This window comes from Acetobacter conturbans (assembly GCF_011516755.1).
GTDB lineage: Bacteria > Pseudomonadota > Alphaproteobacteria > Acetobacterales > Acetobacteraceae > Acetobacter > Acetobacter conturbans.
The window spans coordinates 207,054-228,885 of the sequence record NZ_WOSY01000003.1 but is presented as its reverse complement, the minus strand read 5'-3'; the positions used below and the strand labels follow the sequence as shown (position 1 = coordinate 228,885).

The 21,832-nt window shown below is 58.7% G+C and carries 16 protein-coding genes and 1 riboswitch; of the genes, 10 read left to right on the top strand and 6 right to left on the bottom strand.

Annotation, left to right across the window (positions count from 1 at the left end):
- The 4 genes from GOB81_RS04645 (at position 1) to GOB81_RS04630 (ending at position 4,859) form a co-directional block, all read left to right on the top strand.
- Positions 1 to 567, top strand: a complete 567-nt coding sequence (locus GOB81_RS04645; RefSeq protein WP_173569193.1) for a DUF6468 domain-containing protein — start codon at positions 1 to 3, stop codon at positions 565 to 567.
- Between the two features lie 52 nt (positions 568 to 619).
- A complete protein-coding gene (locus GOB81_RS04640; protein ID WP_242010047.1) occupies positions 620 to 1,327 on the top strand; it encodes a MotE family protein in 708 nt (235 codons plus the stop codon).
- A 291-nt stretch (positions 1,328 to 1,618) separates the two neighbouring features.
- Complete coding sequence (locus GOB81_RS04635) at positions 1,619 to 4,039, top strand: tetratricopeptide repeat protein (protein ID WP_173569191.1); 2,421 nt, start codon at positions 1,619 to 1,621, stop codon at positions 4,037 to 4,039.
- Positions 4,040 to 4,211: 172 nt separating this feature from the next.
- On the top strand, positions 4,212 to 4,859 hold the full coding sequence (locus GOB81_RS04630) for a TetR/AcrR family transcriptional regulator (protein WP_242010046.1): 648 nt from the start codon (positions 4,212 to 4,214) through the stop codon (positions 4,857 to 4,859).
- Positions 4,860 to 4,874: 15 nt separating this feature from the next.
- Here the strand turns inward: GOB81_RS04630 and GOB81_RS04625 are convergent, their stop codons facing one another.
- Both GOB81_RS04625 and GOB81_RS04620 read right to left on the bottom strand, forming a co-directional pair.
- Positions 4,875 to 6,158, bottom strand: a complete 1,284-nt coding sequence (locus GOB81_RS04625) for an NAD(P)/FAD-dependent oxidoreductase (protein WP_173569189.1) — start codon at positions 6,156 to 6,158, stop codon at positions 4,875 to 4,877.
- Between the two features lie 78 nt (positions 6,159 to 6,236).
- Complete coding sequence (locus GOB81_RS04620; protein ID WP_242010045.1) at positions 6,237 to 7,742, bottom strand: aldehyde dehydrogenase family protein; 1,506 nt, start codon at positions 7,740 to 7,742, stop codon at positions 6,237 to 6,239.
- A 734-nt stretch (positions 7,743 to 8,476) separates the two neighbouring features.
- Here GOB81_RS04620 and GOB81_RS04615 point away from each other — a divergent pair.
- Complete coding sequence (locus tag GOB81_RS04615) at positions 8,477 to 8,632, top strand: hypothetical protein (RefSeq protein WP_173569187.1); 156 nt, start codon at positions 8,477 to 8,479, stop codon at positions 8,630 to 8,632.
- 722 nt (positions 8,633 to 9,354) lie between these two features.
- Here the strand turns inward: GOB81_RS04615 and speE are convergent.
- Positions 9,355 to 10,224, bottom strand: a complete 870-nt coding sequence (speE, locus tag GOB81_RS04610) for a polyamine aminopropyltransferase (protein ID WP_173569186.1) — start codon at positions 10,222 to 10,224, stop codon at positions 9,355 to 9,357.
- 93 nt (positions 10,225 to 10,317) lie between these two features.
- Positions 10,318 to 10,782, bottom strand: a complete 465-nt coding sequence (gene speD, locus GOB81_RS04605) for an adenosylmethionine decarboxylase (protein ID WP_173569185.1) — start codon at positions 10,780 to 10,782, stop codon at positions 10,318 to 10,320.
- Between the two features lie 301 nt (positions 10,783 to 11,083).
- Positions 11,084 to 11,172: riboswitch (glycine riboswitch) on the top strand.
- A 156-nt stretch (positions 11,173 to 11,328) separates the two neighbouring features.
- On the opposite strand from speD, the gene gcvT reads away from it, so the two are divergent.
- The 4 genes from gcvT (at position 11,329) to GOB81_RS04585 (ending at position 16,291) form a co-directional block, all read left to right on the top strand.
- The gene (gcvT, locus tag GOB81_RS04600) at positions 11,329 to 12,462 is read left to right on the top strand and encodes a glycine cleavage system aminomethyltransferase GcvT (RefSeq protein WP_173569184.1); all 1,134 of its coding nucleotides are present in this window, start codon (positions 11,329 to 11,331) and stop codon (positions 12,460 to 12,462) included.
- A gap of 89 nt (positions 12,463 to 12,551) precedes the next feature.
- Positions 12,552 to 12,917 carry a glycine cleavage system protein GcvH gene (gene gcvH / locus GOB81_RS04595; RefSeq protein WP_173569183.1) on the top strand — a complete coding sequence of 122 codons (366 nt, stop codon included), beginning with the start codon at positions 12,552 to 12,554 and terminating at the stop codon, positions 12,915 to 12,917.
- A 63-nt stretch (positions 12,918 to 12,980) separates the two neighbouring features.
- On the top strand, positions 12,981 to 15,848 hold the full coding sequence (gene gcvP / locus GOB81_RS04590) for an aminomethyl-transferring glycine dehydrogenase (RefSeq protein WP_173569182.1): 2,868 nt from the start codon (positions 12,981 to 12,983) through the stop codon (positions 15,846 to 15,848).
- A 50-nt stretch (positions 15,849 to 15,898) separates the two neighbouring features.
- Positions 15,899 to 16,291, top strand: a complete 393-nt coding sequence (locus GOB81_RS04585; protein WP_173569181.1) for a helix-turn-helix transcriptional regulator — start codon at positions 15,899 to 15,901, stop codon at positions 16,289 to 16,291.
- A gap of 141 nt (positions 16,292 to 16,432) precedes the next feature.
- Here the strand turns inward: GOB81_RS04585 and GOB81_RS04580 are convergent, their stop codons facing one another.
- Positions 16,433 to 18,505 (bottom strand): glycosyltransferase, encoded by a 2,073-nt coding sequence (locus tag GOB81_RS04580; protein WP_173569180.1) that lies wholly within the window; start codon positions 18,503 to 18,505, stop codon positions 16,433 to 16,435.
- Entirely contained in the window at positions 18,459 to 19,520 is a 1,062-nt protein-coding gene (locus tag GOB81_RS04575) for a class I SAM-dependent methyltransferase (RefSeq protein WP_173569179.1), read from the bottom strand. Before GOB81_RS04575 ends, GOB81_RS04580 begins: the two co-directional genes overlap by 47 nt.
- A gap of 303 nt (positions 19,521 to 19,823) precedes the next feature.
- Here GOB81_RS04575 and GOB81_RS04570 point away from each other — a divergent pair, with 303 nt between their 5' ends.
- Positions 19,824 to 21,215 (top strand): beta strand repeat-containing protein, encoded by a 1,392-nt coding sequence (locus tag GOB81_RS04570; protein ID WP_173569178.1) that lies wholly within the window; start codon positions 19,824 to 19,826, stop codon positions 21,213 to 21,215.
- The last annotated feature ends 617 nt before the right edge of the window (positions 21,216 to 21,832 follow it).

Here is a 21,832-nt window from a genome sequence, read left to right as displayed (position 1 = left end):
ATGACCGTATCTCAGTATATTATTGAAATAACCCTTTGTTTTCTTCTCGTTCTGGGGATTTTTTATAGCATTCATCTGGGGAAGGCGTTGTCCATCTTGCGGCGTGATCGTCGTGAACTGGCTGAACTCGTCGGCCGCCTGGATGAGAGCGGCAAAAGGGCTGAATCGGGGATCGAAAAGCTTCGCACCGCCGGAGATGTCAGCGGGCGCTCGCTGAGCCGCATGATCGATCAGTCCAAGATGCTGCAAAATGAACTCGAGATGCTGGCGGAGCGCGCCGATGCGCTGGCTGGTCGTCTTGAGGGCGTGATACGTGAGGGACGACAGGTGCTTCCTGAAGTTTCGACCGCAGGGGGACGAGAAGCCGAAATGCCGCTTTCCGAGCAGGCAGAGCCGGTGGAAATGTGGGGTAGTCGGGAAACAGAGTCCGTTTCCACCTCGGAACGTGCTTCTCTGCCTTCGCTTCCTGCCAGCCCGGTCATGGACGGAAGTCGCTCATACGAACAAAAACGTCGTCAAAGAACAGCAGCGGAGCAGGATCTTATCCGAGCCCTGCGGATGAGCTAACTGAATGCCGAAACTGCCCTTTTCCCGCATATTCCAGTTTTCCTCCTGTCTGATGGGAGGATTGCTGTCGCTAAAGCTATATCTTCTGACAAGTTCGCTGTTGTTGGCGAATACGCCGGAAGGTGCTGCCGCAGCGGTACAGGCATCTGCCACTGCAAAGCAACAGACGGTGGCAGATATTCCGCAGCCTGCAGGAGCTGTTCAGCCATCTTCCACTGATGCGGCGGCTCAGGACCCCGTCATGCCAGCGGTCAGTAAGGCTCCGTGCTCGGGAGACGTCAAATGTATTGGTCAGCAGGATAAACCAGAACTTGATGTTGATCCGCATGTGGATGAAGCGCGGCAGGCTGTGTTGCAGGATCTTGCCGGGCGGACGAAACAGCTGGAGCAGGAAAGCCAGCAACTGCAAGACCTGAAGCGTTCGATCGAAGCCTCTCAGGCGATTCTTGACGAGCGGATGAAGAAATATTCTGAGAGTCAGTCTTCGCTCGCTACGCAGGCTAAACAGAAACAGCAGCTGAGCGACACGGATGTGGATCGGCTGGTGAAGATTTATGAGGCCATGTCACCCCGGGAAGCGGCATCCATTTTTAACGTGCTGGATTTGCAGGTGTCGGTTCCAGTCATGATCAAAATGAATCCGAGAAAAGCTTCTGCCATTCTGGCGGGTATGCTACCCGAACGCGCCATGATGGCGACACAGCTTCTCGCCGGGATTCCAAAGAAACCGACGGTGGCGCGGTTGGGGACAAACGGCTAAACCGATTGCTTGTTGAACCGGAATTCTTGGTATTGCACAAGAATTCCAATTTTGAGATGCGGTATTGCAGAGCGGGAATAAAGCGTGCGGATTAGACTTCCTTTGGCATTCTGGCTTTTGACATGTCTGAGTCAGCCGATTTCTGCGTATGCCGAACAGACAGGTAAGAGTTTTTCTTCTTCTGCCAATTCCGGGGATGACAATCTTTCTTCTGTCGCCGCACCTTCTGACACGCCGACGATTGCTGCTTCCCATCACTCGACGAGAAAGAGCCAGAGAAAAACCAGATCTTTGGTCGCACCCGCACCAACGGTTGTGCCGCCTGCCGCCGCCTCTGCCGCCCAGCCGGGAGCGGTTCCCGCAGGCTGGCAGGCTGAGCGTATCGGCGTGCGTCAGGACGAAAAAGAGCAGAAACAGCAGACAAGCTTGCCGCCTGCGGTCAATGCCGGAACTGCTCAGACTACCGATGGTAATGTAGTCGCTCCGCCGGTGACTCCGCCTCCAACGCAGCAAAATACGTCTCAGCCGATCAGCAAGATTTTCCTGCCGTTGGGGGATAATGTTGGCGTGGCGGGTTTCTGGAGCCGCGATGATTTCATCATCGTCTCAGATCATGCGACGCAGATGGATACCAGCGCACTGGCAGGGAGTGATCCTTTTTCCAAGGCGTCCGTCCAGACGCTGGGCAACACCACCATTGTCTCATTTCATTTCGATCGTCAGTTTCCTTTGGAAATGCTGAAGCAGCCAGGGGGATGGATACTGGCCATTCGTCCCGAAGGTGAGGCTGCCCGCAGTGCCTCTCCTGCGCCGCAAATGCAGGATGGTGGCATTCTTTATCCTTTGCCGGAGCCGGGACGTGTGGTGGAAATTGCCGATCCGGCCACCGGGGTACGCCTGCTGGTTGCGACGGCCTCAGATGAGGCTCCCGGACCTGTTCTAAGCCGCCACAAGCTTGGTTACGAAATCTGGCCATCCGTTCAGGGGCTCGTCTTCGCGGTCGAAGCCGACCAGATCGAAGTGCGTAAGGGAAATGGTGGCGCATTTCTGGATGCTGTCGGGAAGGGCGGGATTCCTGTTGCCTCTGCTGCGGCCGGAGACGTCGCGGATGACCGGGTAGACTGGACGTGGCTCGGGTTGCGATCTTTATCGTCCGCCACCTTGCGTGAGGATTACAGGCGCCGCTGGACGCAGGCGGCCATGTTGCCACCCGAACAACGTGCCGAGGCACGCCTTTCCGCCGCCAGAGCTGCTTTTTCTCTGGGCGACGCAAAGGGCGCGAATGCGATTCTTGGTGCGGCAATTGAAGATAATCCGGAACTGGCCATACAGCCCAACGTGACGTTCCTTCAGGCCGTTTCTCAGTTGATGGCTGGAAACACGGACGGCGCCTCGGCTCTGGGAAATTCCGAAGCAGGAGCGGATGGTGTTTTCTGGCGCGGTCTTTATCTGGCGCGCAGTGGAGGCGATCCTCACAAGGCGGCGGCGCTCATGGCGCAGGGGTTCTCAAATCTCAAGAGCTACCCGGAGCCTTTGCGAAAAAAGCTTGGTCCTGAGGCGGCGACATTTATAGCGCGCTACGGAAACGACGAAGATCAGGCCGTCCTTGATCCGCTTCCTCCTGAGAAGGACTATGATCTGGCCCGCGCATTCCTGACATTAAATCAGGGTGATCGTGAAAAGGCCCTCAAGATGTTTTCGCATCTTGCTGCCGACAAGAACCCTGTTGCTGCTGCTCAGGGAGTCGAGCAGGTACTGACCCAGAAACTCGCGCTTGGGCAGATCTCGCCTGCCGATGCGGCGAACGGTTACGAGCGGCTGCTTTTTGCCGCACGGCAGGCCGGGACGGAAAAGGAAGTCAGGGACGCGCTTGTCAGGGCCTTGATGCAGGCTGGCGAGTGGCCGAAAGCTCTTCTGGCTGTTGATGAGAAAACACAGCGTTTCCCGGAGGAACGGGCGTCCACGACCCCGCAGATTCAGGATATTCTGGCGCATCTTGCCGGCACTACAGGGCAGGCGCCCGGCAAGCCCGTAGAGTTGGTGGATGCGGTCGCCATGATCCAGAGCCATATTGACCAGATTCCCGATGGTCCCGTGAAGGGGCAGATTCTGGCGGGGCTGGGTGCGAAATTCCAGGCTCTCGGGCTGCCGGGAAAAGCCGCGATGGCGTTTGAGCACGCGTTGCCTCTTGCGGGCGATGACGCCAGCAGGGCAGGGTGGGGCGCTGAACTGGCGCAGGCCGATATGGATGCGCACCGGTTGGGACAGGCTCGTCGTGCTCTTGAAGAAACACAGGATCCGGGCGCGGATTCGACGCTTGCTTCCCGGCGCCGGGTTATCGAGGCGAGCTTGCTTGCCCGTGAAGGAAGCCGCGATCAGGCTCTTCAGCTTCTGGCGCAGGATGAAAGCGAAGCCGCTCTGGATCTTCGGGGCAGGATTCTCGAGGAACAGCGGAAATGGCCAGACGCTGTTCTGATCGTGGGTCGTCTTGCCACAAAGCAGATCCCGGAATCGGGTGCCCTCAATCTCGATCAGCAGGAACTCACCGTGAGGCTTGCAACAGATGCGGCACGTGCAAACGACTGGGGAACGCTCGATCGTCTGCGGGAATGGATCGGTGGTCGGCGGATGACGACGGAGCGGCAGCATGTCTTTGATCTGCTCGTGACCTCTCCACAAGAAGATCTGCGTAAACGCGCCCTGAATCAATAAGACTGTTTTTTAAACAGCAACAGGCTTCCCGTTCGGTGGCTGCCCACGTCATGGTATCAGGTAAAATTGAGCCTGCGGTCCTGCTGATGAACATGTTAAGGCATGTTCAATTGACTGATCGCGTATCTGACGCTGGTGAAGATCCGTCCTTATAGAGCGAATGGGAGTTTTTTTGTCTGTTTCCACACCGCCCCTTCGCGCCCGTCGCGCTGTTCCTGCCGATGACCGGGGTAATCTCTCGCGGCGCGAGGCCCGAAGACTGGAAACTCAGGAAGCTCTGATTGAAGCGGCCATGCGGCTGCTTTCTGAAAAAGGCTTCGAAGAAACAACCGTCGATGAGATTGCCGCAGCGGCCGGTATTTCCCGTCGTACGCTGTTTCGTCATTTTCCGACGAAGGCTGATATCGTGACGGCCTGGACGCAGAAAATGACGGATATCCTGACATCGCATGTCGATGAAGGTCGTCCGGATCTGTGTGTACAGGATGTTATCTGCGCCGCCCTGGAAGCCGTCGTCCCGCATATGGCAAAGACTCGGGCAGAGGCACTGGCTTTCGTGCGGCTGATCGAGCGCACACCGGGTCTACGGTCCGTCAGCCTGCAGAAATATGCGCAGTGGGAGGAAAGCCTCGCCAGCGTGATTCTCGATCACCTGCCGCTTTCCGATGACCGGCCTCTTGCAGCCAGAGTGGCCGCAAGGTCAGGCATCGCGGCTTTCAGAACCGCTGTCGATGAGTGGATTCGCGTAAAGGGCCGGATCGGGCTGGTGTCCATCCTGCGGCATGTTTTTGCCTTGCAGAGAGACTGTTTTCGGTCCTGATCCGGCTTTCCCTTATCAGTCGAGACGCACTGACGGACGCACCAGCGTATCGATCCAGTCGGCGAGACACGACATAAGTCCGCGATACCAGCCATAAAGTTCGATCTGGTGCTGCCGGTAGAGCATCTCGTGCCCAAGACGGGCCGTGAGGCCCTTTAGCGCTCCACCGCCGAACACGGTTCCCCCCGGCAGCGTGCCCCATCCATTATAGTCGCCAAGCGCGATAATGGCGCCCTTGTTGCGGAACACACAGCTCGGGATTTCTCGCTGGTTGAGCAACCAGCCGGGAAGATGTCGCGCCAGATGGTGAGCCTGCTGCCGTGCGACCTGCGCCGTGGGCGGCAACGGTTCCGACGCGATATAGCTACAGTCACCCACAGCGAAGATAGCCGGATCATCGACCGACTGTAGGGTGGGATGCACGAGAATCTGCCCCGAGCGGCTGAGGGACAGCCCCCCAAAACCGGTCGTGACCTCAGGCGCCTTCACACCTGCGGCCCACACGCGCAGCCTCGCGGGAATGTGGGTGCCGTCTTTCAGGCTGAAGCCCGTTTCGTCGGCCCCTGACACCATTGCCGATGTCCGCACGTCGACCTTGATGTTTTCGAGCTGCTTTTTCGCCGCCTCCGACACCGCTTCTGGAAATGCAGGAAGAATGCGCGGTCCGGCTTCGAGCAGAGTCACCTTCAGGGATGGTGGTGTCTGAGCGAAGGAGTGCAGCCCGACAATCTCGAGCGCCTTGTGGAGTTCCGCCGCAAGCTGCGTGCCGGTTGCACCGCCTCCGACAATGGCGATATCGAGTTCGTTACCACCGTCATAGGCGCGGAGCAGCTCCATGCGGAACTTCTCATTGAAGCCGTTCGCCTCCACCAGATTGTCGATGAAGAGACAATGTTCCGCGACACCCGGCGTACGGAAATCATTGGCGCAACTGCCGATCGAGAGGATCAGCGCATCATAATTGACAGTCCGGCCTTCGAGAACCAGAGCGCCATCGGATGCGTGAAAGGGACCAAGAACAGCCTGCCGTTTCTCCCGGTCGAGGCCGATGACCTCACCCGGCCAGAACTCAAAATGATGGCGGCTGGCCTGAGCCATGAAGCTGATACGATCGTTTTCGTTCTGTGCCGTGCCGGCCGCGAAACAGTGCAGCATCGGCTTCCACACATGGGAAAAGCTCTTGTCGATCAGCGTGATTCGGGCCTGTCCCAGGCGACCCATGGTTTGTCCAAGGCGAGTGGCGAGGGCTAGGCCCGCGACGCCACCACCAACGATCAGGATTTCGGATTTTTTGTTCATGTCCCTTCCTGGGGTCGTCATGGAAACGTCGGCTCAAGATATGATGGGCGGGATATAAAACGGTCCCGCCCGGCCACATCAAAAGAAACCGAGCTTCTTTTCAGAGTAGCTCGTCAGAATGTTCTTGGTCTGCTGATAATGTTCAAGGACCATTTTGTGGGTTTCACGCCCGATGCCGGACTTTTTATAACCGCCGAAGGCCGCTCCCGCCGGATAGACATGATAGCAGTTCACCCACACGCGACCAGCTTCAAGGCCCTTGGCAACGCGGTGACAGATGTTGCCGTTGCGCGACCAGACGCCTGATCCTAGACCGAATTCGGTGTCGTTGGCGATGGCAAGCGCTTCGGCTTCGTTCTTGAAGGTCGTGACGGTCAGGACGGGTCCAAAAATTTCCTCGCGGAAAATACGCATGGTGTTGTCACCACGGAACACGGTCGGCTGGACATAGAAACCATCATTGAAGGGAGCGCCCAGATCTGGCCTGGCGCCACCGGAAAGCAACTGGGCTTTGTCTTCGTTGCGACCGATGTCGATATATTCCAGAATCTTGTTCTGCTGCATGAGCGAGTTCTGGGCGCCCATCATCGTCTCGGGGTCGAGCGGGTTGCCCTGCCTGATGGCCTTCACACGCGGAATGACGCGTTCGATGAACTTGTCATAGATGGATTCGTGAACCAGCGCGCGGCTCGGGCAGGAGCAGATCTGGCCCTGATTGAGCGCGAACAGGGTGAAACCTTCCAGCGCCTTGTCGAGATAGTCGTCATCATGGTCCATGACGTCGGCGAAGAAGATGTTCGGAGACTTGCCGCCCAGTTCGAGCGTGGCAGGGATCAGATTTTCCGCTGCCGCATGCGCGATCATCTTGCCGGTCGGCGTGGAACCGGTGAAGGCGATCTTGGCGATGCGCGTGCTGTTGGACAGAGCCGCACCAACATCACGCCCGAGGCCGTTGACGATGTTCAGCGTGCCAGCCGGGAACAGGTCGCCGATGATTTCCATCAGCACCAGCATGCTGGCGGGAGTCGTCTCGGCAGGTTTCATCACGACGCAGTTGCCTGCCGCCAGAGCAGGTGCCAGCTTCCATGAGCCCATCAGCAACGGGAAATTCCACGGAATGATCTGACCGACCACACCGAGAGGTTCGTGGAAATGGTAGGCGACCGTATCGTCATTGATATCGGTAATGCCGCCTTCTTGAGCCCGGAGACAGCCAGCGAAATAGCGGAAATGGTCGATGGCCAGCGGGATGTCGGCGTTGAGCGTTTCGCGGATCGGCTTGCCGTTGTCCCACGTCTCGGCGCGCGCCAGAAGGTCGAGATTGGCCTCCATACGGTCGGCGGCCTTGAGGAGAATGTTGGACCGGTCGGTGATGGAGGTATGCGCCCAGCCCTTGAACGCCTTGTGGGCGGCATCCAGCGCCAGTTCGACATCTTCCTTGGTGGACTGCGGAACTTCGCAAAGCGTGCGACCGTCCACCGGCGAGATGTTCTTCATGTATTCGCCCTTTACGGGCGCTTTCCACTCACCACCGATATAATTGCCGTAACGGGGTTTGAAGGGAGGTTCCTGGGTGACCGACATGGGTGACTCCATATGTCTGGTTTTCGGGTCGTCCTGGGACGCGAGGGACTCTAATCAGGACCGATATGGTCTGCTATAACTATATCGTCGGATATATGGTCATGCGGAAAACAGCAACTAAATCGTCGGTCACATGATTGTGAATATGGCACTTGGTGTCATTTAATTAAAAATAAAATGTATATTTATTAGTTAGTTACGTTTATTTTGTCAGAATAAATGTTCTGCGTAACGTGGGTTGCTCAGTCGGGGAATGACTCGATGCATGGCGTTGTAGAGGCCATCGCAAGCTGGGATGTTCAAGTTTCAGGGAGGTTGATAGCTCAGGATCGCCAGCGCAGCCTGCCGGTCAGACACCCCTGACTATGCATGTGCTGGGGTGCCGGAGACTGGCTATCCGCTCCTGCCGGTATTTCGGTCGGCACAGATGGACTGAAGGATCTGTGCCGCAGTCCTTTGTCGAAGCCGAAAGAACCTTGTTGCGGCAGAAGCCGCGTTGTCCGCATGGAGGGGAATCCTGACGGTGAAGAAACGCGGAAGTGAACCCATCACCATCATCTCCGTGTTTGTCATGGACGGAGCCAGCGGTCCCCTCCGTCCAGTTTCACCGCTCTTCCGAAAACTCAACCTACTCAACTTATCCGGACGTGGGACATGATGGGGCTGATCGGTCATTGTCTGCCCTTTGAAGAGGCGAGTGCCGCATTTCCATCCTTCGGTAACAGCATGTTCTGATGAAGCAGAAGATCGACCACCCATGGATCAAGGTCCGTCGTTTTTGCCGAAAGCTGGTGGAAAATTTAATGAACTTTGGCCCATACGCCTCAAAGCCTGCGGCGGTCTCAATGGATGCAATCAACGCGGTGGTGGCGCTTGATCTCTCGCTGTGAACGTTGTGAGGGAAGAGAGGGAAGAGAGGGAAGAGAGGGAAGAGAGGGAAGAGAGGGAAGAGAGGGAAGAGAGGGAAGGGTGCAGTCTTAGAGGCTGTTTCAAAAGCTCTCTGCGGGCGATCCGACGCGCGTTTTTCGCGCTCCGATGCTCACGGTCCGCATGACTGTTTCGCTTCAGTGCTCAACACCCCATACCGGCGCGCGCATCCTCAGAGCGGTCATGCTCACCAGAGAGCTTTTGAAACAGCCTTTTGGTGTCATTCCCCATTGGATGGGGTGAAGCACACCCTTCCATTTTTCGGAGGTTATTTCATGTCCGCGCGCTTGTTCCGCTCGGGGCAAGCTGGAAATTGATTTTCCCGAAGCAGGGAAGCGGGCGTCATGAAGGCGCTTTCGTCAGCATTCGCGCGGAGAGCCGTTCCACTCTTTCGGAATTTCGCCACGCAGCGTTCTGTAAAAGCGATTTATGAATTCAGGGGGCGGCGGACCGCTGGTTGCTGCATACAGAAGGCAGAAAAGCCGATGATGATTCTGATGCGGGAAGCCCCGGTGAAGGCAGACCGGAATTCGGTCGCCTGTCGCCGGGTGTTGCATGTGGGGAAACGTTCTTCACATCGTGAAAATCGTATCCCATCCTTCCGACGCACGCTTTGCCTTTTCTGCCAGAGGAACGTGTTCCCGGCTGGAAAAAGGCAAAGCAGCGTGAAGTCGTGTGTACAGCGTCAGCCTTTTGCGGGCAGATGCTTCGCGATGTAGGGCGGCAGATTGAAGGAGCCGATGTGGATCTCCGGCGTCCAGTATTGCGTATTGCCGAGAATACCGGCTTTTTCCGCCCGTGCCCGCACTTGAGCGACGTCCTGGTGGGTCGGATCTTCGCCCTTGGAGGCAATGCCCAGAGTCATGAAGCCGCCGACATAAGTCGGGACAGCCGCGACATAGGCTGAAACCTGCGGGAAGAATTTTGCCCGACGCACACTTGTCTCATGCAATTCATCGGCCTGCATGAACGGAACACCGCACTGGTTCACAATCAGGCCGTTGGGGCCAAGAATGCGGGCGCAGTGCTCGTAGAACGAGTCCGTGAAGAGAACTTCACCCACACCGATCGGATCGGTGCTGTCGACGATGATGACATCGAACGATGCGTCCGGCGCTTCGGCAACATAGGCGATGCCATCACCGACAATGACGTCGGCGCGTGCGTCGTTCCATGCATCGCCCGCAATTTTCGGGAGGTGCGTCTTGGAAAGTTCGATGACAGCTCCGTCGATTTCCACCATGACGGCTTTCTCGACAGCCTTGTGTTCCAGCACCCGCCGCAGCACGCCACCATCGCCAGCGCCGATGATCAGCACGCGGCGCGGATCGGGGTGCGTGAAGAGCGGGACGTGCGTCAGCATCTCCTGATAGACGAACTCGTCCGCCTCGGTGATCTGCACGACACCGTCGAGCATAAGCACACGACCATGTGAGTCGCTTTCAAAAACGACGATGTCCTGAAAAGGACTTTTGACGCGGGCCAGTTCCTTGCGAACACGGAAACGTTGGCCCCAGCTGTCGTACAGCCCTTCGTTCAGCCATTCTGCAGACATGGCAGCTCTCCACATATCAGCAACGGCAACAGGGCTGGCTCATAACCAAGCCATTCCTGCTGCCGAATACTGGTCAGACCTGAAAGATTTGAGTCAGACCGCAGTCCGACCGCGACGTTGCTCGTCGACGAGCACGCGCTGTGCCTGGAACAGGCGCTGCATCACCGGAATCGACAGATGCGGGTCACATGCACCGCACATGAAGATGTCCACAGCTGCGAAGTCACGCTCCGGCCATGTGTGGATGGAGATGTGGCTTTCGGCCAGCACCACAACACCCGAAACGCCACCATTCGGAGAAAAATGGTGGAAATGGCTATGCAGGATCGTAGCGCCTGCGGCCACGGCTGCTTCGCACAGCGTTGCGTCGATCTTTGCCGGATCATCAAGATTCACGGCTTCCCACAGATCGATGAGAAGATGCGTTCCGGCAAATCTCTCGCCGTCCCGCTCGACGAAATAGTCCGTGCGCTCTTCCTCGTGAGAAGGAGCGATGGCAGAAGTCTGGTTATTGCTCGGGAGTTCCGAGACCATCCCCAGTTGAGCAAGTGCGTTCACGACGTACCCCCAAACCAGTAGACAGCCTGTTGGGCGAAACCGCCCCCTAGGGCCAAGAAGCGCGGTGGATAGGTCGTTTATTGATGAGGTGCAAGAAAATTTTTGGCATTGAAATGTTATATTTTGATGATCGCGGTCTAACCGGCTGAAAACATTTCGGATCAGGAATCATCCAATGACACCCCGAAAAGGGTGCATACAGTAAAGTATTACTGGGAATGACGGCCTGCACTGTCGAAAAACGGTCATTTATGGCCGAAAGATTTATTTGACAGCGACATGTCGGAATGCGAGACAAATAAGTGTCACAGTGGGAGAGACCGGTCCTGAACCGGCGCCGAAGGAGCAACCGCCCTTGGAAACTCTCAGGCAAAAGGACCCTGTGACAGGACATTCTGGAGAGTGGCGCCCTGAGCGCCCGCCGACGGGATAGCGATCTCAGGCAAACGGACAGAAGGGGCGCTGGGCTAAACCGGGTTATCCGGAATTGGAGAGCGTTCTTATGATGTGTGTGCCGTGTATCCTTAGTTCTGTCGAGGCTTGCCGATGAGCGAGCCTCTTCTCCACACCCCCCTCTTTTCCCTGCATGAAGAACGTGGCGCCCGAATGGTGCCTTTCGCCGGTTATGCCATGCCGCTGCACTATGCCGACGGCATCATGACCGAGCACCAGCACACCCGGACATCTGCGGGTCTGTTCGATGTCTCCCACATGGGGCAGGTCGCTCTGCGTCCGATCGATGGCGACATGGCCCGTGTGGCTCTCGCGCTGGAACGGATCGTGCCGGTTGACGTGCTGGGCCTGAAAGCCGGTCGCCAGCGCTACGGGTTCCTGACGAACGACGCAGGCGGCATTCTCGATGACCTGATGATCGTCAACATGGGGCAGTGGTTCCTTGTGGTCATCAATGCTGCCTGCAAGGCGCAGGACATTGCCCGGATGCAGGCCGAGCTTTCTGGCGACTGCACGGTGGAGCCGCTGGAAGACCGGGCGTTGCTTGCACTGCAGGGACCGGCAGCCGAGACCGCGCTGGGGCGTCTGATGCCGGACGTCGCGACCATGAAATTCATGGATGCCAGAAGCGGCACGCTTGAGGGTGCCGATGCGATCGTCACGCGCTCCGGCTATACGGGCGAGGACGGGTTCGAGATCAGCGTTCCGGTGGCGGATGCGGAGCATGTCGCCAGAGCCCTGCTGGATCAGCCGGAAGTGAAGCCGATCGGCCTGGGCGCCCGTGACAGTCTCCGGCTCGAAGCCGGTCTTTGCCTCTACGGTTCCGATCTCGACGAGACGACTTCGCCTGTCGAAGGCGCGCTGGAATGGGCGATACAGAAAGTGCGTCGCAATGGCGGCGCGCGCGCCGGTGGTTTCCCCGGTTCCGACCTTATTCTGACCCAACTGGACAAGGGCGCGAGCCGCCGTCGTGTCGGATTGCTGGCGGAGGGACGCGCCCCGGTGCGGCATGGCGCTGAACTGTTCGCCACGAACGAGGGCGGCTCCCCGATCGGCGTGGTGACGTCCGGTGCGTTTGGCCCGACCCTCCAGTCGCCCGTCGCGATGGGGTATGTCGAAACGGCTTATGTCCCGGTGGGCACGAAAGTTTTCGCGGAACTGCGCGGTCGTCGTATCCCGGTGACGGTGGCATCGATGCCGTTCGTGCCTGCGGGTTTCAAACGCTGATACTGGCTGTATCCGGTGCAGGACTCTCCTGACTGGAAAACATTTTTACACCGAAGCAACAGGCTTCCGGACATTGCGGAGAGAGCGGGATGACGCTTTATTTCACGAAAGAACATGAGTGGCTGCGCGTCGAGGGGGATGTCGCGGTCGTCGGGATCACGAAGCATGCCGCCGAAGAACTGGGCGAGATCGTGTTTTTCGAACTGAATGTCTCGGCGAATGATGTGCAACTTGGTGATTCCATCGCCGTCGTCGAATCCGTCAAGGCGGCATCTGACGTGTATGCGCCAGTCGATGGTGTGATCGTCGAGGGGAATCCGGATCTGGCGAGCAATCCTGAACTCATTAGCAGCGATCCGGAAGGCAAAGGCTGGATGCTGAAGATGAAGCTGACGAAGGAAGCACAACTGGCGGACCTACTGGACGCAAACGCCTACGCCGCGCTGATCGGCTGATCCGGGGGGTATTCCCGATGGTCACTGAACTTTGAAACCTTCTTTCTGATACGGGGAATATCCGTGCCTTCCTGGTCCAGCCTCCTGCCACCGTCCGATGCTTTTGCTTCCCGTCATATTGGTCCGCGCGAGGCTGAAATCGCGGCCATGCTGGAAGCCGTCGGCGTTTCCAGCGAGGAAGCGTTGCGTGAGGAAACGGTGCCTGCATCCATCCGTTCGAAAGAGCCGATGGGGATCGGGCGCGGCTGGTCCGAGGTCGAGGTGCTGGCACGTCTGCGCGAGATTGCCGGACGCAACCGGGTCATGACCTCGCTGATCGGTCAGGGCTATTACGGCACGGTCCTTCCCGGCGTGATCCAGCGGAACATTCTGGAAAATCCTGCGTGGTACACGGCCTATACCCCATATCAGCCGGAAATCAGTCAGGGTCGCCTTGAGGCGCTGCTGAACTTCCAGACGCTGGTGGTGGAACTGACCGGCCTCGATATCGCCAACGCCTCCCTGCTGGACGAGGCGACGGCGGCAGCGGAAGCGATGGCGCTGGCCAAACGTGTGGCGAAAAACAAGTCGAACCTGTTCTTTGTCGATGCCGACACACATCCGCAGACGCTGGCCGTTCTGCGGACCCGCGCCGAACCGTTCGGGTTCGAGATCGTTGTTGGTGATCCGGAGCAGGATCTGGACGCATCCCGCGTGTTCGGCGCGCTTTTCTCCTACCCCGGCAGTTCTGGGGCGGTGCGTGATCCGCGCGAAGAGATCGAAGCCCTGCATGAAGCGGGTGCGATTGCGGTCATGGGAGCGGACCCGCTGGCGCTCACCCTGCTGAAATCTCCCGGCGAACTCGGGGCGGATATCGCCATTGGGTCCATGCAGCGTTTCGGCGTGCCGATGGGTTTTGGCGGCCCTCACGCGGCCTACATGGCCGTGCGTGACGCCTACAAGCGCAGCATGCCGGGCCGTCTGGTCGGTGTGTCAGTGGATTCCGCCGGGCAGCCCGCCTACCGTCTGGCGCTCCAGACGCGCGAGCAGCATATCCGGCGCGAGAAGGCGACATCGAACATCTGCACGGCGCAGGTGCTTCTGGCGGTCATTGCCGGAATGTATGCGGTCTATCATGGCCCGGAGGGTTTGCAGGCCATCGCGGCGCGTATCGCGGGCCTGACGGCGGCTCTGGCGTCCGGCCTGCGGTCGCTTGGCGTGACGATCGAGACGGAAGCGGTGTTCGATACGCTGACCGTGCGTGTCCCGCCCCAAGATGCAGAGGCGATTCACGAACGTGCCGTTGCGGCGGGCATGAATTTCCGGCACGCCGCAGAGGGTGTGATCGGTCTTTCGCTCGACGAAACCACGACACCGGACGTGATCGAGACGATCTGGGGCTGCTTCGATCCCGCCTGTCCGATCGATGCGCTGGCCGCCGCCGCCGATCCCATGCCGGGTCTGTCCTCCGCTGTGCCCGATGGCCTTTGCCGGGAAAAACCGTTTCTGCAACAGGCGGTCTTCTCCTCCTATCGGTCCGAGACGGACATGCTGCGTTACCTGCGTCGTCTTGCCGATAAGGATCTGGCGCTGGATCGCACGATGATTCCGCTCGGCTCCTGCACGATGAAGCTGAACGCCACGGTCGAGATGACGCCCATCACATGGCCGGGCTTCTGCGACCTGCACCCGTTCGCGCCAGCCGATCAGACAGAGGGCTATGCGGAACTGTTCCGTGATCTTCAGTCCTGGCTCTGCGCGATCAGTGGTTACGACGCGGTCTCGCTCCAGCCGAACTCCGGCGCGCAGGGCGAATATGCGGGACTGCTGGCCATTCGTGGCTGGCACCGCTCTCGTGGCCAGCCGCAGCGTGATGTGTGCCTGATTCCGGCCTCTGCCCACGGCACCAATCCGGCCTCTGCCCAGATGGCGGGTATGAAAGTCGTCGTGGTGAAATGCGACGATGAGGGCAACGTGGATATGGCCGACCTGAAGGCGAAGGTTGCGCAGCACGCCGACACACTGGCGGCGATCATGATCACTTATCCTTCCACACATGGTGTGTTCGAGGAATCAGTGCGCGACATCTGCTCGCTGGTGCATGAGGCCGGCGGTCAGGTCTATCTCGACGGCGCGAACATGAACGCACAGGTTGGGCTGTCGCAGCCCGGAAAATACGGTGCGGATGTCAGCCACTTCAACCTGCACAAGACCTTCTGCATCCCGCATGGCGGCGGTGGTCCGGGCATGGGACCCATCGGGGTGCGCGAGCATCTTGCGCCCTTCCTGCCGGGGCGTCCGGAACGCGGCGAGAATCATGCTGTCTCCGCCGCACCGTTTGGCTCCGCGTCGATCCTGCCGATTTCGTGGGCCTATATCCGTCTGATGGGCGACGAAGGACTGGCCCGTGCGACGACGATGGCCATCCTGAACTCGAACTACATCGTGGCACGCCTCGCCAATGCCTATCCGATCCTCTATCGCGGGGCGAACGGTCGTGTCGCTCATGAATGCATCGTCGATCTGCGCCCGATCAAGGATGCGACGGGCGTGAGTGTCGACGACATCGCCAAGCGTCTGGTGGATTTCGGCTTCCATGCACCGACGGTCAGTTTCCCGGTGGCGGGCACGTTCATGATCGAGCCGACGGAATCCGAGGGCAAGCGCGAGCTTGACCGGTTCTGTGACGCGATGCTGGCGATCCGCGAGGAAATCCGGGCAATCGAGAATGGCAAAATCGCTGTCGAGGGATCGGCTTTGCATCATGCACCGCATACGGCGCGCGATCTGGTCGTGGCGGAGTGGGATCGTCCTTATGCCCGGACAGAAGGTTGCTTCCCGTCCGGTGTGGAGCCATTCACGAAATACTGGCCGCCTGTCGGCCGGATCGATAACGCCCACGGTGACCGGAATTTGATCTGCTCCTGTCCGGAACTTTCTGCATATATCTAAGTTTTACCCCGACGGGTGCATAATGATGCGTCTTTCGGGATGGAGATATAATGGCAACACAAGCGCCTTCGGATCTTGGCGCAAGTCTGGGTAGTCACGACACGCTGGGACAACGTATTCGCGCGTTACGGCAGTACGCGGGGATGACACAGGTTGAGCTGGCACGCACTTTGGGATTGTCCCGCAGTGCGATCGCTCACTGGGAGACTGACCGCGACGGTCGCGTGCGGGAGTATCTGCCGCGGCTTGCGGAATTATTCCAGGTGCCGCCAGAAGTTTTTCTGACCGGGATGGCCACGCAGGAAGCTGTGGTTCAGCTTGCGATCGATGAAGTCGATCTCCTGCGGCTTTACCGAAGTCTTGATGTAGGCGAGCGACTGTCGGTTCAGCGTTCGATCGTGCGTTTGCTGAAGCGGCGCAGGCGGCCGAAAAACGAGCCGTAAGAGGTTTCCGGGGCATTTGCTCCGTAGCTTCGTGCCTGCCGTCAGTTCACGCCGACATAGGCAGAACGGAAACCGGACGGCAGGCTTTTCCGTCAGTCGCATGATGGAAAAGCCGTCATCGCTTTCAAAGATTGTGGATCTTTAGAAGCGTCCGCGTGCTTCCGGATGAACCGTGAGCCAGGGGTGACGATTTTTCACGCAAGTCACCACCCGTTTCTTGTGGGCCTGACGTTCAGTGACATTGTTCGTCATGGAATTGCTGTGAATGCGATATTCCGCGACGGGTCTTGCGAGATGCACGCCGGTCAGACCCAGTTCGGTCAGGCTGCACCAGAGATCGTAATCCTCCCAGCCCATTGCATCGCGTTTCACATAATAGCCGCCTGCAGCGGACCAGGCCCACTTGGCGACCAGCGCCATGGCATCGATGGTGTTGGCATTTTTCAGACGCATGGGCGGTGTGGACCGCTCGCCCATCAGGTCATGAGCTGCTCCGAATTGCCGGATGGTCGGATAGACGTAGGCGGTCAGAGGTGTGCTGGCTGCCAGCAGCGATGTGCAGGCCTCGGGCGTCAGCCGGTTGTCGGCATCAAGCGACAGGAACCACGGCGTCTCACTCGCCGAGATGCCGATGTTACGGGCGCCTCCAAGTCCGGCATTGGTATCGGCGGCAAGAATCTGCAGGCGGTTAAAGCGCGCATGATGTTTGCGGGCCCAGTCCACGATGAGATCCTGGGAATTGTCGGTGGAGGCATCGTCCACCACGATCAGATCGAGCGTGAGCAGGGTCTGATTGCGGACCGATTCCAGCGCCTCCAGAATGACATCGCTGTAATTGTGGGAGGTGATGATGACCGTGACCTCGGCCGTCCCGAGGGCGTCATGAGCGAACAGGGTTGTGCTGTCCGGCACCACCGGAACGCCACGTCCCTGATAATGGCCGCGCGCTATGATCTGTTCGGTAGCGCGGGCTGAGGCTGCTGGTTTCCCGAAAGACATGACGATGCTCTCGAAGAGCATGGCCTGACGCTCGGCACCGAATGTCCACAGGACCTGATTCAGAGCATCGCGGGCCATGCGTTTCCGGAGGGCGGGATCGGTGACGAGGCGCGTGAGAGCTTCCTCCCATTCGTCTTCGGTTCCGGCGAGGAAGCCAGTAACCCCGTCCCGGATGCACGCACGATAGGGAGCCGTTGGCGAAACAACAGAGGGAACGCCCGCGAGGGCGGCCTCCAGGTATTTGATCTCGCTTTTGGCCTCACAGAACACATTGCCGACTTCCAGCGGGGCGATGGAGATGTCGAACCGGGCAAACTCGTCAGGCAGTTCTTCGAGCGGCACCTTGTCGCGCCATTCGATCTGATCCGCAACGGAGGCCAGCGCGGGAAACTCGTCCATCAGCAGGATCGGTCGCTTGTTTTCCGCCTCCCGGAACAGGACGAGGCGAACGTGCGGATGGGCCTGCATCACACGGGCAAGGACGTCGGCAACGGCGGCGAAGTCGCGCTGATGCGTGCGCGTCCCGGAGGCATAGCCGATCCGGACAAGATCGTCCTGAGGTCCGGCTGCAAGGATGCGAACGGCACGACGGCTTCTGCGCAGGCAGGCGGCATCGAAAATATTGGGCAGCGTAAAGGCCGGTGAGCGGATTCGGCCCATTTCGAACGCCATCACGTCGGTGGTGCCGAAACACGCATCGGCCCGGTCCATCGTGCCACGCATGTTCTGGAACAGGATGTGCGTCAGGGACTCGGTCGCGGAGTCCACCGTGCGGATGCCGTCGATAATCGTGACGCTGGCGAGAGCCGGGATGAATACCAGATCGTCGGCGTCAAAAATGACGGTCGCCTCTTTTTCTTTGGCCAGACGGATCAGGATAGAGACATGGGCACTGTATTCGACACGCCAGAGAACAATGATATCCGCCCAGTCGACGTCATCGGGTCCGACGGCGGGGCAGGGGAGCACGCGCGTCTGGTGGCCGGTAAAAGCGCAGGCGGCGGCATTGCGGTCGCAGCGATAGAGGGTGCCCGGTGTCGTGGGTTCCCCGCTCACGAAGAGGATATTGCGGCGCAGGGCGCTGGAGGGAACGGTGGCGGTGACAGGGTGCGGCGTGACAATTTCGCTCAGAGCGGGAGGAGCGGAAAGGTTAAGGGCGAGCGGCGCATCATCTAGAAGAGAGGAAGGGCTTCGGCTGCTGCCCTGCTGGCGCATCCGGAGAAAATGCCGGAAAGGACTCGCCCCGAGTGGCCGAATGTGGACCGATGGTCTGCGTTTCTTCGTTCTGGCTGGCCAGTTCCTGACGGAAGGTTGTCAGGTGCTGATTGTGCTCATCAATGGTGCGGGTCGTCGTTGCGATCCAGTCGCGCGTTGCCGACAGATTCTGCTGCACCGTCGCAATGTGGCTATTGGCCAGAGCCAGTTCCACCTTCAGCCGGGCGATCTCCGGGGAGGCATCCGTATGAGCGGCGGCGGCATGATGGGTGCCCAGGGCGGCGCGCTCTTCCGTGTTGGAAAGGGCCAGCCGGGTTTCCGTCAATGATAATTCGAGGGCATGCTGCTGCTGCCTCAGAGCCGTCTGTTGTGCGTCGTTTGCATTCAGACGGGCGGTTTTTGCCCAGAACAGGCCCAGTTGCGCGCATCGGGCGCGCAGCCGACCGAGAGCCGACGGATCAAGCCGGATGCCTTCTGGGCCAAGCAGAGGATGAAGTGCTGGCGGCGTGCTGAGGGGCGCGACGATCCCCAGACCCTCCTCATGAGGGAACAGAAAATGAACGCCCTTTGCGGTAAGGCTCTTCCAGAGGGGGCTACCTGCTGCTGTTTCGGTTCCGTGCAGGAGAAGGACGGCATCCGGTGCAAGATGGGGCTTCAGCCATTCCAGGACGGAGGCGCTGTCTTCAATCCGCGTTGCGTCGAGGTGAAGCAGATCGATCGGTTCAGCAGAGGGCGGAAAGGGAGCTGTGCCGTCCAGAATCAGGACGCGGGTGTCGAGATCCTGCGTGGCGATAAGAGTATGTACGTGCGCGAGGACGCTCGGGGCTGTGGCGATAAAGGCGGCGCAGCGGGGCTTGCGTGCGAGAAAGACGGTCGCCAGCAGGGGAAGGTGGGCATATGTGGCCAGATCTTCCCCCGCGGGAGAGGGAGGGAGGAAGGCAGCATTGAGATCGGGGGTCGAAAGAACAGAGAAAGAACAGGATGCCGTTGATGTTTGGTTGCTGCCTGCATTCATTTAATTGGCCTGTCCTTTAGTAACTTGCTGCACCATAAGTTTATGGCGCGTTAAGCCTTTTGATATTTCTTATCTGCGCTACGTCATCCGTGTAACAAAATGCAAGGTCGGATGATGAGTGCTGCGGATGCGATTTCGCGGGAAGAATGATCCAGATCAGTCGATTGTCACGCTTTTTTTTTGATAGCAGGGTTGTTTTTAGTTGCTTGGATGACGTGCATTTAATACAACTTCCAGTAACTGAATGCTGCCCGCGTGAGTTGCTGCGACGGATCGTGTGGGTGCAACAAGGGAACTGACGAAATGGTATTAGTTACCGTTCAGGGCGCGTCTTCGGGAGCCCAGGTCGTCGTCACGGTTGACGGCGCATTAAGTGATCAGCTCGGACAGCTGGTCACTACTTTTAGCAACACGCTCCAAGGCGAAATTGGCGGCGTGAACGGCATCAATCTGGTGCCGGGATCCACCGCTTTCAGCGGCAACTCAATCGGTTATGGCGTCGCCACTGTGGCCGGCTCCTATTCCGTGACCGGTGGCGTGGACGCCGTCGTTTTCGGTGGGGCCACGGACGCAAAGGCTGTGCCGAGCGTTCACACACAGATCGATCTGACGGGCGTGACGTCCAGCTACGTCAGTGTCGAAGGCGGCACGACGCAGGGCGTTCAGCTTCAGGTCGGTAGCGCATCGGGCACGTTTGTCGCCGGAACAGGCAACAACGCGTTCACCGGCGACCAGATGTCTAACGCAAGCGACTGGTATGTGTTCACCGGCGCCGGAAATGACACTGTCATCGCCGGTGCAGGTCAGAACACGATCAATGCGGGCACGGGTGATAACTTCATCAACGTCAGCAACGGCACCAATACGATCTACTCGTATGGTAACGACACGATCTACGGTACCAGCTGCTCCGCAGACCAGACGGTGTCACTGTATGGTGGCAGCTCCTTCGTGACAGTGGGTCAGGAGTCGTACATCGACGATCTGTCCGGTGGTAACAACGCGGTCACGGTTGGCAGCGGTTCCACGGTCATGGGCGGCGCGGCTGACAAGATCTCCCTGAACGGTGGTACGTCCACGGTTCTCGGCGGATCTTCCGATACGATTTCGGCAAGCGAAAACGCACTTGTGGCGCGTTCCGATAATGCCGATGTCAGCGTCTCCGGCTCGCTGACCTTCATCGGCGGCACGGGCACCAGCACCATTACAGCGGCGCAGAGCACGATCTATGGCGCCAGTGGTCTGGATGCTGTGGTCAACGGCACGGGTACGGGTGAAACGCTTTTCGTTGCCACTACGGGCAATGAAACGCTGGATGCCTCCGGGTCGGTTATGGGCGTTCACGTCTTCGGTAATAACGTGGGCGTGAGTGGTTCGCAGGTTTTCATCGGTGGCACGGGTGCTGACACCCTTGTTGCCGGTGTGGGTGATGCCACGATGACCGGTGGGTCAGGCGCGGCTAACACCTTTGCGTTCCGCGATGGCCTCGCTGGTGGCAACTACGTCATCACTGATTTCAGCTCTTCCGTGGGGAACACTGTCGGTCTTCTGAATTATTCGTCCAGCAGCCTGCAGGCTTCTCTGACGAGCCAGACCACCGCCAACGGCAACACCACGATCACGCTGGACGACAAGACCACGATCACGTTCGATAACGTGTCGAGCCTTAACTCCGGTGACTTCCAGATCTGGTAAGATCTGGCTCAAACAAGTGAAGAAAACCGGGCCTGAAAATGGCTCGGTTTTTTTTTGTCTCGGCTCTTTTTGATAGAAGGGGCGGAGTATTCTATTCACTCAGCAGGTATTCGCTTGTAACCCCCTGTGAGCCTGGAATATCGATTCTCTTCGTTGTTGGACAGATTTTTGCTGGTTGCATATGACCAGACTGTAATGGCCTGTCTTTTACGATAGGATTTTTTTTTCATGAAGATGACAACACATCGGACCTGTCGTGACTGATCCATTGCCGCCAAAAACTCAGGAAGAACGCCTCCGGCACGCCGAATCCCTGCTTGAGGGTTATCGGGTCACTTCCATCCTGCATAGCATGCGGGCCGAGGCTCACGCAGCGGAGGCCGACCGTATCCGGCATCTTATGTTCGAGTGGAACCAGAGTGGTTTTTCACGCCTCGGTCGTGTGGTCCGTGCGGTGTGGATGCTGCGACGCGGGCATATTGGTGGTGGTTTGACTGTCCGGACAGCGGTGCATCGGGCACGGGACATTATTGCCCAGGACGGAGTCGGTAGTCTTTATCGTCGTGTACAGAGAAGGGTCGATCCGGGTCTTGCGCGCTGGCGCAGGAAAAAGCCGT